The sequence below is a fragment of the Pseudothermotoga thermarum DSM 5069 genome (assembly GCF_000217815.1).
In the GTDB taxonomy this organism is placed as follows: domain Bacteria; phylum Thermotogota; class Thermotogae; order Thermotogales; family DSM-5069; genus Pseudothermotoga; species Pseudothermotoga thermarum.
Genome location: NC_015707.1, coordinates 373182 through 387714, shown reverse-complemented (window position 1 = coordinate 387714; position 14533 = coordinate 373182). Strand labels below are relative to the sequence as shown.

The 14533-nt window shown below is 40.2% G+C and carries 15 protein-coding genes and 1 tRNA gene; 6 read left to right on the top strand and 10 right to left on the bottom strand.

Going from position 1 to position 14533, the window contains the following annotated elements; translation table 11 throughout:
* Positions 1-3: 3 nt before the first annotated feature.
* Genes THETH_RS01945 through THETH_RS01900 form a run of 10 tightly spaced genes read right to left on the bottom strand, consistent with a single transcriptional unit; the run spans position 4 to position 8056 of the window.
* Positions 4-1608 (bottom strand): peptidyl-prolyl cis-trans isomerase, encoded by a 1605-nt coding sequence (locus THETH_RS01945; RefSeq protein ID WP_013931708.1) that lies wholly within the window; start codon positions 1606-1608, stop codon positions 4-6.
* A gap of 15 nt (positions 1609-1623) precedes the next feature.
* Positions 1624-3108: a lysine--tRNA ligase gene (lysS, locus tag THETH_RS01940; protein ID WP_013931707.1), complete on the bottom strand. Its 1485-nt coding sequence runs from the start codon at positions 3106-3108 to the stop codon at positions 1624-1626.
* A 19-nt stretch (positions 3109-3127) separates the two neighbouring features.
* Positions 3128-3604: a transcription elongation factor GreA gene (gene greA, locus THETH_RS01935; protein ID WP_013931706.1), complete on the bottom strand. Its 477-nt coding sequence runs from the start codon at positions 3602-3604 to the stop codon at positions 3128-3130.
* Positions 3561-4070, bottom strand: coding sequence for a transcriptional regulator NrdR (gene nrdR, locus THETH_RS01930; protein ID WP_013931705.1), 510 nt, complete (start codon positions 4068-4070; stop codon positions 3561-3563). The genes greA and nrdR overlap by 44 nt, the downstream gene beginning before the upstream one ends.
* Complete coding sequence (gene whiA, locus THETH_RS01925) at positions 4067-4999, bottom strand: DNA-binding protein WhiA (protein WP_013931704.1); 933 nt, start codon at positions 4997-4999, stop codon at positions 4067-4069. The genes nrdR and whiA overlap by 4 nt, the downstream gene beginning before the upstream one ends.
* The gene (locus THETH_RS01920) at positions 4986-5945 is read right to left on the bottom strand and encodes a gluconeogenesis factor YvcK family protein (protein ID WP_013931703.1); all 960 of its coding nucleotides are present in this window, start codon (positions 5943-5945) and stop codon (positions 4986-4988) included. Before THETH_RS01920 ends, whiA begins: the two co-directional genes overlap by 14 nt.
* Positions 5942-6778: an RNase adapter RapZ gene (gene rapZ, locus THETH_RS01915; RefSeq protein WP_013931702.1), complete on the bottom strand. Its 837-nt coding sequence runs from the start codon at positions 6776-6778 to the stop codon at positions 5942-5944. Before rapZ ends, THETH_RS01920 begins: the two co-directional genes overlap by 4 nt.
* Positions 6771-7547, bottom strand: a complete 777-nt coding sequence (locus THETH_RS01910; RefSeq protein ID WP_013931701.1) for a glutamate racemase — start codon at positions 7545-7547, stop codon at positions 6771-6773. The genes rapZ and THETH_RS01910 overlap by 8 nt, the downstream gene beginning before the upstream one ends.
* Positions 7525-7824, bottom strand: a complete 300-nt coding sequence (locus tag THETH_RS01905; protein WP_013931700.1) for a hypothetical protein — start codon at positions 7822-7824, stop codon at positions 7525-7527. Before THETH_RS01905 ends, THETH_RS01910 begins: the two co-directional genes overlap by 23 nt.
* Entirely contained in the window at positions 7790-8056 is a 267-nt protein-coding gene (locus THETH_RS01900) for a hypothetical protein (RefSeq protein ID WP_052295955.1), read from the bottom strand. The genes THETH_RS01905 and THETH_RS01900 overlap by 35 nt, the downstream gene beginning before the upstream one ends.
* A gap of 69 nt (positions 8057-8125) precedes the next feature.
* Here THETH_RS01900 and hutH point away from each other — a divergent pair, with 69 nt between their 5' ends.
* From hutH to dnaB, 6 genes are all read left to right on the top strand, one after another.
* Positions 8126-9661 carry a histidine ammonia-lyase gene (gene hutH / locus THETH_RS01895; protein ID WP_245530527.1) on the top strand — a complete coding sequence of 512 codons (1536 nt, stop codon included), beginning with the start codon at positions 8126-8128 and terminating at the stop codon, positions 9659-9661.
* On the top strand, positions 9639-10883 hold the full coding sequence (locus tag THETH_RS01890; protein WP_013931697.1) for a TM0106 family RecB-like putative nuclease: 1245 nt from the start codon (positions 9639-9641) through the stop codon (positions 10881-10883). Before hutH ends, THETH_RS01890 begins: the two co-directional genes overlap by 23 nt.
* 54 nt (positions 10884-10937) lie before the next feature.
* Positions 10938-12386, top strand: coding sequence for a radical SAM protein (locus tag THETH_RS01885; RefSeq protein ID WP_013931696.1), 1449 nt, complete (start codon positions 10938-10940; stop codon positions 12384-12386).
* A 45-nt stretch (positions 12387-12431) separates the two neighbouring features.
* A complete protein-coding gene (locus THETH_RS01880) occupies positions 12432-12995 on the top strand; it encodes a TetR/AcrR family transcriptional regulator (protein WP_013931695.1) in 564 nt (187 codons plus the stop codon).
* A 53-nt stretch (positions 12996-13048) separates the two neighbouring features.
* A tRNA-Ala gene (locus tag THETH_RS01875) sits at positions 13049-13124 on the top strand.
* Positions 13125-13185: 61 nt separating this feature from the next.
* Positions 13186-14532 (top strand): replicative DNA helicase, encoded by a 1347-nt coding sequence (dnaB, locus tag THETH_RS01870; protein ID WP_013931694.1) that lies wholly within the window; start codon positions 13186-13188, stop codon positions 14530-14532.
* Position 14533: the final 1 nt, after the last annotated feature.

Here is a 14533-nt window from a genome sequence, read left to right as displayed (position 1 = left end):
GCATCATTGCCCGCTTTCCAATTCTTGCAATGCCGAATCAAAATCAATGTAGTTTGGATCTAACTTTCTAAGTTCGTTAAGATAAAACTTGGCACTGGTTTTATCGCCTATGGATTTTGTCAAGTCATAAAGGTTGTAAAACGCCGTTGTTCTGTATTCTTTTGGAGCATCTTCATTTCTGGCGATACTTTCAAGACCAACTTCTAGTTCCAATATCGTTTGCAAAATGTATGGAACGTAATCTGGCAAAAGATATGGTTTAATTTGAGAATAAAGAAGAGAGAAGTAATTGTACTTTGCATCAACGTTGTCTGGGTTTACTCTGTACATTGCCTGCGCAACACGAAGTAAAGAAGGATAGAAATTGTACAGATACTCTACCACTTTTTTCTCTTGATCTTTGATTGGGCCCAAAGAGTTGATCTCATCATCGTTTGCAAAAGTTCTAACTTTGTCCAACAAAGCTAAAAAGGCACTTTTCATGGTATCTGGAACATCCGGTAGAAGTGAACCGTCTTCAGCGAACAATTTTTTGACAAGCGATTGATATATCTCCACAAGATCCTCAAACCGCGACACTTTGTTAATCTTAGACCAAACGTTGTAAACCTCATCTTTAATGACTAATTTTATTTCATTTTCGCTTACGTAGCTATCATACCAGTTTTGAAATCTTTCAGATTGCAAGGAATTCATTTCAGAAAGATATCCATCGGAATTTTTGAAAGAATCAAAATTATTTATAACGAAACTTTTGTTGATTTTGAAAACATAAAATGTGCTTGCAAACGGTATCGGACCAACGATTTCCCCTTCTTTTGCGGAAAAAATTTGATTTTCATATTCTTCTTCGAATAATCCTCTAGTGAGTCCGGAGAAAATTTGAGGTTGCAAGTTCAAATTCGTAGCGGCTTGGTCAAAACCAACATTTTGCGCTTCAGCCAAAAACTTTTCTGCGGCAGTTTTATCTTCGAAATTAACATATGATGCATCGACTTTATCATATTTTCTCTTTATCTGATTCATATTTTCCTCGAAGTACTTTTTCATATCCTCTTCGCTTACTTTTGCCACCTTGTCTCTGACTTTCTCAACCGCCATGGTCCTTAAAACGTCTGGTTTAATAACTTTGTCTAGATAGTTGTCAACAGAACCGTAGTAGGTCTTAACATACTTGAGCAAAGACTCGTTGCTTTCTATTTGTTTTTTGTATTCAGCTAGTTTTGAAGATATTTCTTTGTTGGATGGAAAAAGCTTTTCTTGCTTTGCATAATAAATGACCACATTTTCCTTAAGAATATTTTCAAGAAGAAGGGCTTTCTGAGCCGGCTCATCGAACAAAGGATCAAAATTCTGCCAGCCGTAGAACATCAACAAATTTTGATATTCTTGTTCAAGTTGCCGATAAGTAACCTGCAAATCTTTGTCTTTGACCTGCTGTCCTTTTACTTCAAGGTACCCAACAACTTCTTCAGACAGATTTTCTTGGTTAGCTTTGGCTCTACCAGCAATGTATGTTCCAACCGACCAAAACGCTATACCAGCAATAAAGGCTATAGCAAGCCCCCAAACTATCACTTTTTGCCACTTTTTTATCCACCGCCTCATTCGCTAGCACTCCTTTCAAAATTCGTCTTCATATTTATCCTTAAAGCTGACAAGAGGAAATGCAATTACATCGCGTATTGAAGGTGAATCAGTTAAAATCATCATCAATCTGTCGATACCAATCCCAAGACCACCTGTTGGGGGCATTCCGTATTCCAGGGCTCTTATGAAATCCAAATCCATTCTGTGCGCTTCTTCGTCTCCTGCTTCCCTTAACTTTGCTTGCTCTAAAAATCTTTGAAATTGATCGTCAGGATCGTTTAACTCACTAAAGGCATTCCCAAGCTCCATACCGCAAACTATTGGTTCAAACCTTTCGGTTAGTCTGGGATCTTCCCTGTGACGTTTTGCCAAAGGCGAAATTTCAACAGGATAATCCATGACGAAAGTAGGCTGAACAACTTCGCTTTCAACAAGATCCCAAAGCTTTTCGATCATTTTTGCCCTTGAAAGACCTGAAGTATCCACACCGTGGTTTTGTAATACTTTCCTCATTGTCTCATCGGAATCTTCAAGTATGTCAACGTTGAGCTTGGATTTTATGAAATCTCTCATCCTTATCCTTCTCCAAGGTGGTCTGAAGTCCAGCTCTATTCCCTGATAAGTCACTGTGTACTTACCAAACAGGTGGTAAACAAGCTCTGAAATCATGGATTCAGTTAATTCCATCATATCATGGTAATCCGCATAAGCTTGGTATATCTCTATCGAAGTAAATTCTGGACTATGTTTGTAGGAAATGCCTTCGTTTCTGAAGTTTTTCCCAAGTTCAAAAACCTTTTCAAATCCACCAACTATGTAGCGCTTCAAATAAAGCTCTGGAGCTATGCGAAGGTACAACTCACAATCCAAAGCTTCAGAACGAGTGATAAAAGGCTTTGCACTTGCACCACTTGGAATGTAATTCAAAATGGGTGTTTCAACTTCCACAAAACCACGTTTTGTCAAAAATTCCCTAATGAATCTGATGGCTTCGTACCTTATTTTGAACCTAGCGAGCGTCTCATCGTTGGCTATCATATCGACGTACCTTTGCCTGTAAGCTATTTCCTTATCTTTCAATCCGTGCCATTTTTCAGGCAGAGGTCTTCGACTTTTGCAAAGTATCTTAAACTCCTTCACAAGAACAGTTATTTCACTTGTTTTACTCCGAAAAACCGGACCCTTTACTCCTAAGATGTCTCCGATCTTTACGTACTCTTCAAAAATTTTGTACATATCTACTCCAACATCGTTGCTCCTTATGTAAGCCTGAATTCTACCAGTGAAATCTCTGAGCGTGAAAAAAGACGATTTTCCGTGGTTTCTGATGGACATTATCCTACCGGCTATCGAAACCTCAGATCCCTCTGCCAGCTCTCCAGGTTTTACATGATCAAACTGCTTTTTTACATCCTGCGCTGAGTGGGTTTTTTCAAACTTGTAAGGATAAGGTTCTATTCCAAGCTCTCGAAGACTTTTTACTTCGTCAGATCTTTGTTTTCGAACTTCGTCTAGCACGGAATCACCTCTTTGTGATTTAGTCTATTTCTATTCCCAAGATTTCGTATTTTACCAAACCAGCGTTGGTTTTCACGCGAACAACGTCTCCAACCTTTTTGTCGAGCAAAGCCCTTCCAACAGGAGAATCAACGCTTATTTTGAAGTTGAAAATATCTGCTTCCTGCGGGCTTACCAATTTGATTCTCTTCTCCTCTCCTGTAGTCACATTTCTTATAATCACCGTGGAACCAACAGATATAACGCTGTTATCACGATTTTCAATGATTTCAGCGTTGTTTAGTATTTCCTCAAGCTCAGCAATCCTGCTTCCGATTCTTCCTTGCTCGTTCTTCGCTTCGTCGTACTCGGTGTTCTCTGAAAGGTCTCCAAGTTCTCTCGCTTCCTTTATTCTTTGGGATATTTCGTACATCAACTTCTCCTTAAGTTCGTTAAGTTCGGCTTTGAGTTTTTCATAACCCTCCTTGGTTAGGTAAACCGTGCTTTTTTTCGCCACCTTCTCGCACCTCCTGATCTTTTTTCAATTCCTTTACTATCTCCAAAAATTGGTCTATTTCGCGAAAATCTTTGTAAACTGACGCAAATCTGACATAAGCTACTTGATCAAGTTGTTTTAACTTTTCCATTACAAGCTCACCGATGTATTTAGATTGTACTTCAGCATTGCCTTGCCTTTGAATTGCAAGCTCTACCTCCTCCACGATTTTTTCCAGAGCCTCGTATGGAACAGGTCTTTTTTCACAAGCTTTTAACAAACCATTGAGTATTTTCTTTCGATCAAAGGCCTCTCTTCGACCATCCTTTTTTACAACCACTATTGGTAAAGATTCGTATCTCTCATAAGTGGTAAAACGTCCACCACATTCAATGCATTCTCTCCTTCTGCGTATCGCCGTTCCATCCAAAGTCGGTCTTGAATCAAGAACCCTTGTTTCCAAAGCACCACAAAAAGGGCATTTCAACTTTCCTTACCCCTCTCAATTTCCTCAGCTATACGCATGATTTTCTTCATTCTGTTGAAAACCATCGATTTAGTCATTCTCGGTTGCATCAATTCTCCTAGTTCACGAAGACTCAATTCGGTGTTTTTCATCCTCAATCTTGCCAATTTTGAAAGTTCCTCGTCAATTGATTCTAAACCAATCGTTTCCTCAATGATTTTTATAGCATTCAGTTGTTTTATGGTACTCTTACTTATTCTATCAGCGTTCGCAGACAAAAAGTTCATACTTCTGTTAACATCAGATGCTATCAGCCTTTTTTGAAAGATTTGTTCAAGCTTTGCAGCAGCCTCAACTGCCCCTATTAAATTCAAGAACTCTATCAAATCAACTGCACGTCTTATCAAAAGTTTGTAATAATTGTTTGCCTGAACAACTTTGGATTTTATGGCAAAAACCTTTTCTAAAACTTCACTAACTTGTTTCAAAATGGTGTTAGTCTGACAAACTAGTTCCAAATGGTAACCAAACCGCGGGTCAACCACCGAACCTGCAGATAAATAGCATCCGCGCAGAAATGAACCAAACAAAAATGGATCTTCGCAAAATTTTTCTGGCAAAGTTTCACTGAAAATATCAACAGGGCTATTTTGAGTAAACCATTCCAGCGGAAGATGAACCTCAACGTATCTTTGTTTCCGCAATCTTTTAGGTTGTACAACAACTGTTTCATGCTCAAAGCTCGGGAGTAATTTGCTGAGTTTAAAGAACCTTCGGGAGACCTTTATGGATGGAAAAAATATTGCCACAAACTTTGCCTCGTTTTTTATCAAAAGAAAACCTTTAGACTTGACGTAACCAATGATTTCTGACCAGGCTTGATCCTGCGTTTGAATTTCTAAAGAACAAAGTTCCTCACGAACATTTTCAGAAAACCTACTGTTTACCACACGAACACCTCTTTGCGATTTCAACAATTATATTAGCTAAAGCCTCGCTGTTGTGTCTTATCTTTGGTCTAGGATCGTTCGGCTCATGGATTACTTGAACTAGGTCAGCGAAAATATAGTTTTCGCGTTTGCTCAAAACTTTAACTGGCTCAGCACCTTCTTTCAAGTAAGATTCAAGCACTTCAGCGGGTGGCTGGCCGTTGTTTACTATTACGAAATCCAAAGGTTTTTCAAGATATCTTTCAACCTCTGCCACATGATCCTCAACAGTGTATCCATGAGTTTCTCCAGGTTGTGTCATTATGTTTGCAACATATATTTTAACTGCTCTTTTGTTCAATGCGATTGTCTCTTTTACACCTTCCACCAACAGGTTGGTTATTACGCTTGTGTACAAACTTCCTGGTCCAAGGACAATGAGATCGGCATTCGATAATTCTATCAATGCTTCCTCGCTTGCTTTAGCAGGTTTGTCCAACTGAATTGAAATTATCCTACCTTTTTTCCTCGTGATGTTGGTCTCGCCTACTACTTGTGATCCATCGTCGTACTTTGCCACAAGTCTTATCAAATCATCACAAATCGGTATAACCTTGCCTTTTATGGCAAGTATTCTACAAGTCAACTTCACAGCCTCGTTGAAACTTCCTTTCATCTTCGTCAGAGCAGCTATTATAATGTTACCCACGGTATGTTGATGCAAAGAACCGTTGTCAACAAATCTGTAAGCAAAAATTTGACTCATCAAATCCTCATCGTTGGCAAGCGCAATTATGTTATTTCTCACATCGCCAGGGGGTGGGATTTCCAGTTCAAATCTCAAACGGCCAGAGCTTCCACCCTCGTCTGTCACAGCAACGAGTGCGGAAATATCCAAATCGTATTTCTTTAAACCTCTTAGTAACACCGATAAACCTGTCCCGCCACCTATCGCCACGACTTTCATCTATCCACATCCCGGTGTTCAACTATCACCTGAAAATCTTTTTTTAGACTTTCTGCCAGTTTTTCAGCAACGTAGACCGATCTGTGGCGTCCACCGGTGCAACCAACGGAGATGGTCATGCTTGGTCTTCCCTCTTTTTTGTACAAAGTAGCGGCAAGCAACAAAGGAGGTACAATTTGTTGAATGAATTGTTTAACTTCGGGATAATTTTCAAAGTAATTGTGAATCTTTTCATCCCTACCATCCAAATGTGCGAGTTCCCGAACATAAAAAGGATTTGGCAAAAATCTTGTATCTATGATGAAATCTGTATCAGTTGGCACACCGTATTTGAAACCAAAGCTTCTTATCCGCACAAAAAAGGTTTTTGTGTCAGAAAGAATGCTGATGATAACCTTTCTCAAACCGTTGGTGTCCAAATTTGTGGTATCTATAACCGTCGCCAGTTGTCTTATATCGCTTAAAAGCTCTTGCTCTTTCAAAATAGCTTCTCGAAGACTTAACTGACCTTCCAACGGGTGACGTCTTCTTGTGAACGAAAACCTTTTGATCAGTTCTTCCAAAGAGGCTTCAAGGAAAAGTAGTTTGATGGAATCTTTGTATATTTCTAATGCTTTCTGCAGTTGCGTCAAATTTTCACCAAACTTGGCGCTCCTTACATCAATTGTTATAGCGACTTTTGAAACTGTGGAATTTGAAACAAGAGTTATGAAATCTTTCAAAAGCACCGGTGGAAGATTATCTATGCAGAAATATCCCATGTCTTCCAAAACTTTTAGCGCAGTTGTTTTTCCTGCACCAGAAAGACCTGATACGATAACCACTTCAACCATGATGGACTCCCACTTGAGTTGCTGTTTTCTCAACTATTGTATAAGGAATTTGGAGCAAATGCTCGTACCTCTTCAGTTTAATTTCAAATTCTTTTTCATCACCTGTGATGTAAAAGGTGATTTTCTTAGGATGACTAAATCCGCAAACAGCTTTGGCTATTCTTTCAGCCAAAATTTCTGCAGGATCAACGAAGTTGATCTTTGGATATCTTTTTCTTAGCTTATCGACTATCAAAGAAAAATGCGTGCATCCCAACACCACATTCTCTACGCCAGCCTTAACAACTTCATCCACAGCTTTGTCAACGCAATCTTTGGCAAATTGGCTGTCTTCAAGCCCTTCTTCCACGATTTTTACCAGTTCTTGCAGAGGCATTTCAAGGATGACCTTTGTTCCCTTTGTTTCAAAAATCTTTTTATGAAAATGGCTTTCGATTGCAGCCTTTGTACCCCAAATCGCCACACTTTCTAAATTGGGAAACTCAACGTCGGTTACACCAAGGTAGGGAACGTCAAAGTCAATGTGGGAAATCTTTAAACTTATATCGGCTGTATTACAAGCTGCCAAAATTGTTTCGACTTCCAACGACTTTAGAAAATCGACTATCTCAACACAAATATCTACTATTGTATTTTGATCCTTTGTTCCATAAGGTGCATGAGCAGTATCCGCTACATAAACATATTCTTCTGCAACGCCTTTGGCTATAAGGTGTTTTAAAACAGATAATCCCCCAACTCCCGAGTCAAACAAGCCTATTACTCTCATTTTCCATTCTTCCCTTGCCAAACTTAGCTACAACACTTTGAACTTTATCCACAAGTTGTGATGCCTTTTTTTCCATTCTCGAGTTGCTCAGCATGGCGTTTGCCAAAAGAACAAGCAATATTTCGTCACAAGAAGCCTCAGGGTTTTTAACCCTCATTTGCACGTAAGAACTTTGTATGCTGTTTAAAACTCCTATCAGTTCCTCTTCGTTTTCATCGGTTACAAGTTCGTACAGTTTGTCATCAAGTTTTATCCTGACGGTCCGCTTCAACGGCATAATCAACCGCACCTAACATGTTTTGAAGTTTTTCAACCAACGAATTCAAAGAACTTCGATACATTTCCACAAGCGATTCCAATTCTCGTTTTTCTTTGTCAAGCTTTTCGATCTTGCTCAAAGCTTCGTTCATCCTAGCCCAAAGCTTTTCATTTTCTTCCTTTGTCTTCACATAGTCGTCTATCAACCTGTTTAAGAGAGATTCAAGTTCTTGCAATTTTTCCACACCCATCTCCCCTGTTTAAAAGTTTATCACAAACTCAGTATACTATAGATGCAAATTGCAATCAAACAAGGGGTGGTGAGTTTGGTTTACGTTGGACATAGGTTGAAAATTCAAGAAGTGATCAAAGTGGCTAGAAATTTTGAAAAAGTTGAAATACCAGAGGATGTGTTGAAAAGGATGGAAAAAAGTAGGAAAAAAGTTGAATCTGTTCTTTCACAAGAAAAAGTTGTCTACGGTGTGAACACAGGTTTTGGCGCTTTGGCAACTGTTAAAATCTCAAAAGAAGAATTGTTGAAACTTCAAGAAAACATCATCCTGTCCCATGCCTGTGGTATAGGAGATCCTTTGTCTGAAGACATAGTGAGAGCTGCCATGTTGCTCAGGGCACATTCACTGGCATTAGGTTTTTCCGGGGTCAGGCCAATTGTAGTTGAAAAATTGTGCGAACTGTTGAACAAAAGAATCACACCGTTTGTACCCTCAAAAGGCTCTGTTGGAGCAAGCGGCGATTTGGCACCACTTTCTCACATAGCGCTTGTACTTTTAAACAAAGGGTATGTCTATGTCGACGGCAAAGCCATTCCAACCCAAGAGGTAACTGCTAAACTTGGATTTGAACCATTACAACTTGCTGAGAAAGAAGGTTTGAGCTTGGTCAATGGAACGCAAGCTATGACTGCCATACTGGCTTTGTGCATCAACGATTGCTTAAACATGGTTGAACTTGCAACTAGAATTGCAGCATTGTCTTCAGATATCTTGTTTGCCTCGCCGGACGCTTACTCAAAAGTTGTAGGGATCGCAAGACCTCACAGAGGACAAAAAATTGTTGCCAAAATGCTTGAAAAACTTTTTCAAGGAAGCAAAATAAGGGAATCTCACAAAAATTGTCTTAGAGTTCAAGATGCTTACAGTCTTCGCTGTATACCTCAGGTGTACGGGGTAGTTCTCGATACAATTTTTTATGCCCTAAATATCGCTGAAATTGAAATGAATTCGGCTACCGATAATCCTTTGGTTTACGAAGATGAGATAATTTCGCAGGGTAATTTCCACGGAGAACCAATAGCTTTGGTTGCAGATTTTTTGACTATAGCGTTGACAAGCTTTGGAAACATGATTGAAAGAAGGATCGATAGGCTTGTAAACCCAAAAACAAACGAAGGTTTACCAGCTTTCCTCACTCCTCACAGTGGTACAAACTCTGGATACATGATATGGCAATACACTGCCGCTGCGCTTTGCAACGAAAACAAAATCCTTTCCCATCCGGCTTCATGTGATACAATTCCAACGAGCGCTTATCAAGAAGACCATGTCAGCATGGGGATGAACGCATGTTTGAAATTACTTAAAGTTATAGACAACGTAACTTCGCTGTTGGCAATAGAAGCTATGTGTGCCATCAGAGCTTTGAGGTTTCGAAGACCGCTCACAACCTCTCCAGAAAACGAAAAGCTAGTTTCGCAAATAGAGCCATTGCTGATTGACAAGTTGGAAGATGAATTTATGTACGATCAATTTGTGAGTGTCAAGGATTTTCTTCAAAAGAAGATTAAAAACGTGTACAACGAGTGGTGGTTGGACTATGAGGGCGACGATAACCTTTAACGACATTGAAGAATACATCAGCTGTCCAAGAAAATACTTTCTTCAACCACCTGAAGAGGAATTATTCAAAAGTTTTGAGCAAAACACAAGAAACTTGCTAAACTTAAATTTCTCCGTTGAAAATCCGGTAATCAGCATCAACTTTCATGAGAAAACTTTGATCTCCGATCCTGATTTGATAATCCCCGATAAAAACGGATGGAAAATCGTTCTGAAGAAGACTGCAAAAAATTTCAAGGAAAAGTATCTTTTGGAAGCCGCTTTTCACGGTTACGTTTTCTCAAACGCAGGTTTTCCTGTGACAGAGGTGATTGTAACTTCAGAATTTTTCACACAAAAAATCGATTGGAAAAATTCTCTACCATTGCTTTTTTCAACGTTAGAACAGATGGCAAAGATCCAACCAACAGAACCCCCACAACCAAAGCCATGCGAGCTTTGCAAAAATTGCCAATATGTTTTTGATTGCACAAAGGATTTGATACAAAAACAAGACTTACTTGCAATCCATGGAATAAGCGATAAAACCAAGGAAAAGCTAGCCAAATGTGGAATCTTCTCGCTTTCCGATCTTTTGAACTTTAAAGAGAAATGTTCAAAGCACTTCGATGAAAAACTCGTGAAAAAAGCTTTATCTCTTCTTCAAGAAAAACCGATAATTCTTACGCCTTACAAAAAACTTGAGCCAGGAGTGTTTGTGGATATAGAGTTCAACAGTTTAAAACACTTCGATTTCCTTTTCGGAATATTGCAAGATGATAAATACACACCGTATCTTTGCAAAGATGAAAATGAAGAAAAAGAGGTTTTCAAAGAGCTTCTTGATCTCTTTTTGAAGCTAAATTGCCCAATATACCATTATGGGCCTTATGAACCAAAAAGGTTCCAACAACTCGCATACAAGTATAAGGAATTTCTTCCTATGTATGAAAGAGTGAAGAAAAACTTCTTCGATTTATACCAATTCCTCTGCAAACACGTGGCACTACCGCTTTTCACCTATTCGCTAAAAAGCGTTGCACGCTACTTTGGCTTTACCGCAACAACTCAACTTGACAGTTCAAAAGCCAATAGGTATTTCCAACGCTGGCTTTTGACCAAGGACGATCATTACCTTTCAGTCCTCTTAAAGTACAACGAAGAGGATCTAAGATCCACCAAACTTGTTTTCGAAAGATTGAATTTTCTTGTCGACCAAGATGTTACCTCACAGCAACCTTGAATTAACCTTCATTGTCGATAATTTGACTGACCGGTCAGTAAAGGAGGGAAAAGGATGGCCGTTGTAGGAGGCATAAAAGGAGTAATTTACAGACAAGCTGGAAAGATTGTCTCAGCAGTTTTGAGAAACACCGACGAAGAAGGTTTGTACAGATTGTTCTCAACGCTGAGCGCACTCACCAAAGAACCATCGAAAAGTGGTCTGAAAAAACTCGCAATCATGGCAAAGGAAAAACATCCAATGATCACAAGCTGGGTGAAAGTTTTCAGAAGATCTAGCCCAAAATGCGTCGAAAAGATCATCAACAACCTTATCATCAACGAGTTTGCCATCGGTGAACCAATCAGGCAACAAAAGATGCACGAATACAAAGTAGTACTTCCAAAACTCGGTGTGATTAGCCCAACGTATGCTTGCAACTTGAACTGCGTTGGATGTTACGCTGGTTTGTACGGCAGAAAATACGAGCTGACAAAAGAAGAAGTTAGAAAAGTTTTCAAAGAAGCAAACGAACTTGGCATTTACTTCTGGGTCATCACCGGTGGAGAGCCGTTCTACTGGCCTCACCTGATGGAAATCCTTGAAGAATTCAAGGACAACTATTTCCTCATTTACACCAACGGAACTTTGATAACCGAAGAAGTTGCCAAAAAACTTGCGGAGCTTGGTAACGCTACGCCTGCCATATCGGTTGAAGGTTTCGAATTGGACACAGACTGGAGAAGAGGGAGAGGAGTCTTCAAGAGTATACTCGATGCATGGGATAGATTGAGAAGACACGGTGTTCCATTTGGAGCTTCCATAACTGCCACAAGGATGAACCACGATACTTTGATGAAAGATGAATTCTGGCAATTCTTGGAAGAACAGCAAGTTACATATGTTTGGATATTCCAGTACATGCCTGTGGCGATGAACGCTTCAATAGACTTGGTGCCAACTCCACAACAAAGGTTTGAAAGATTCTTCAAAACCGATCAAATGAGACTTAGTGGAAAATTCGCGTTTGTCGCTGACTTTTGGAACCATGGCTTCTTGACCCATGGATGTCTCTCGTCTGGTGCAAAGTATTTCCACGTGAATGCGAAAGGTTACGTTGAGCCGTGCGTGTTCCAACAGTTTGCAGTTGACAACATCCGCGAAAAATCTTTGATCGAAATACTCAAATCGCCGTTCTTTGAGGCCAACAAACGCATGATTCCATATTCGAACAACCTGTTCAGACCATGTCCAATAATAGACAATCCAAAAGTTTACAGAGCCATGGTCAAACACTTCAACGCCATACCGCAGCACGAAGGTTCTGAAAAAATCGTGACAGATCTAGCACCAGAGATAGACAAACTTGCAGAGGAATGGAAAAAGTACGCCGATAAACTTTGGTACGAATACGGTTACGTTGACAGATATCCAGTCAACAGAGGTATCTACAATTACGAAACTCGCATGAGGCGCTACGCCAACAGAGAGGAAGCCCTTGCCGTTGATAAAACTTTAAAGTGAGGGGGAAATCCCCTCACTTTCTTGCTTCCAGCAAGGAGTGGGAGGATGAAAAACACCAGAGAAAAGATTTTGGAAGCAGCAAGAATTGCGTTCTCGGAAAAAGGTTTTGACGGCGTAAGCATGGAAGAAATAGCGCAAAGGGCTGGTGTACGCAAAGCCTTGATATACTATTATTTTCCAAGCAAGGAAGTGCTCTTTGAAGAAGTTTGGAACAGCGCTTTGGAGGAGCTTGAAAACCACATTTTCAAAGAGATTGAAGGGGAAAATTACTATATCCGAAAAATAAAAAGGTTTTTAAGAGCTTACATAGACTTTGTGACCAGCAAGAAAGTAATATCCAAAGTCATCCAGAAAGAAAAAGCTTCCATATTGGATGCCGATCAAAGCGACAGTTTGAAATCAAGACTTAAGGAACGCTACAACAGTTTTGTTGAAAAGGTTGTAAAACTAATAGAAGAAGGCAAGCAAAACCAAGTCATTCATCCCGACGTAGATCCAAAAGCAGCCGCACAGATAATTGCCGAGGTTGTTAACAATTTCAACGCAACCCCGGAAACTGTAAGTAGTTTGCAAACGATAATTCTGCGTGGTCTTACCAAAGAAGCTTGATTAGTTAATGTTGCCTTACTTCCCTTCGTAGGTTATAATAATTATTGCTTCACGGGGCCGTAGCTCAGTTGGGAGAGCGCTACCTTCGCAAGGTAGAGGCCGTGGGTTCGAATCCCATCGGCTCCACCAAAATCAGGACGGAGTGAAAACTCCGTCCTTTTTGTCCATTAAAACGTCCGGAGTGATCCTTATGAATTTGAACATGCCTCATAATTTGGAAGCCGAGGAAGCTGTTATAGGAAGTATCTTAATAGATCCAAGTGTTGTCAACGATGTCATGGAAATACTTAGAAGCGATGATTTCAGCTCTCAAAAACATCGGGCGATTTTCACCGCCATGGAGAGGCTTTACGAAAGAGGAGAACCTATAGATGTTCTAACCGTTTGCGAAGAGTTGAAAAAAACTGGACGCATGAAACTGGTTGGCTCGGAAATCGACGTTGCTCGAATTGCGGAAGCTGTTCCAACTTCTGCAAACGTTTTGTATTACGCTCAAATCGTTCGCGACAAAGCCATTCTTAGAAGTTTGATAGAAGCCGGCCGAAGGATAGAAGAAATGGCTCGAGAGGAGCGCGAAGTAGATGAAATACTCGACCAAGCAGAAAGAATAGTTTTTGACATAGCCGAATCCCGTGCCACAAGAACATACGAACACATAGGTGCGATAATGCACCAGGTTTTCGAAAACCTGGAGGAATTGAGAACCAGAGCAAGCACCGTTGAACCAGGCGCGGTTGTAAGCGGACTACCAACGGGTTTAAAGAGTCTCGACAGGCAAACGACTGGTTTTCACAAATCAGATCTTGTTGTTGTAGCTGCAAGACCTTCGGTAGGTAAAACCGCCTTTGCTTTGACAATAGCCAAGAACATGGCTGTTAAGTTCAACATTCCAGTTGGCATATTCAGCTTAGAAATGTCAAAAGAACAACTTGCGCAAAGACTTTTGTGCAGCGAAGCACATGTTGATTTACACAAACTTAGGACAGGCTATCTGACCAACGAAGAATGGAACAGACTTACGATAGCCGCCTCCAACCTTTACAAGGCAAACATCATCGTTGATGACGAGCCTTCCTTGGATCCAAGGACTTTAAGGGCAAAGGCTAGGCGCATGAAAAGAGAATACAACGTTGAGGCAATTTTTGTGGATTACCTTCAGTTGATGCACATACGCGGTAAAAATGCCGAAAGTAGGCAACAAGAAATCTCGGAAATATCCCGTTCCTTAAAACTTTTGGCAAGAGAACTGGATATAGTCGTGGTGGCTTTATCGCAACTTTCAAGAGCCGTCGAAACAAGGGAAGATAAAAGACCAAGGTTGAGCGATTTGAGAGAATCTGGTGCAATTGAGCAAGATGCTGACACCGTCATCTTCATCTACCGAGAGGAATATTACAAGAAGACTGAAAAAATACACGAACCACATGAGGCGGAGATAATCATAGGTAAACAAAGAAATGGTCCTATTGGAACGGTCATTTTAATGTTTGAACCACAGACGGCTTCTTTCTACGAAATTGAGCATGGAGTTGAGTAAA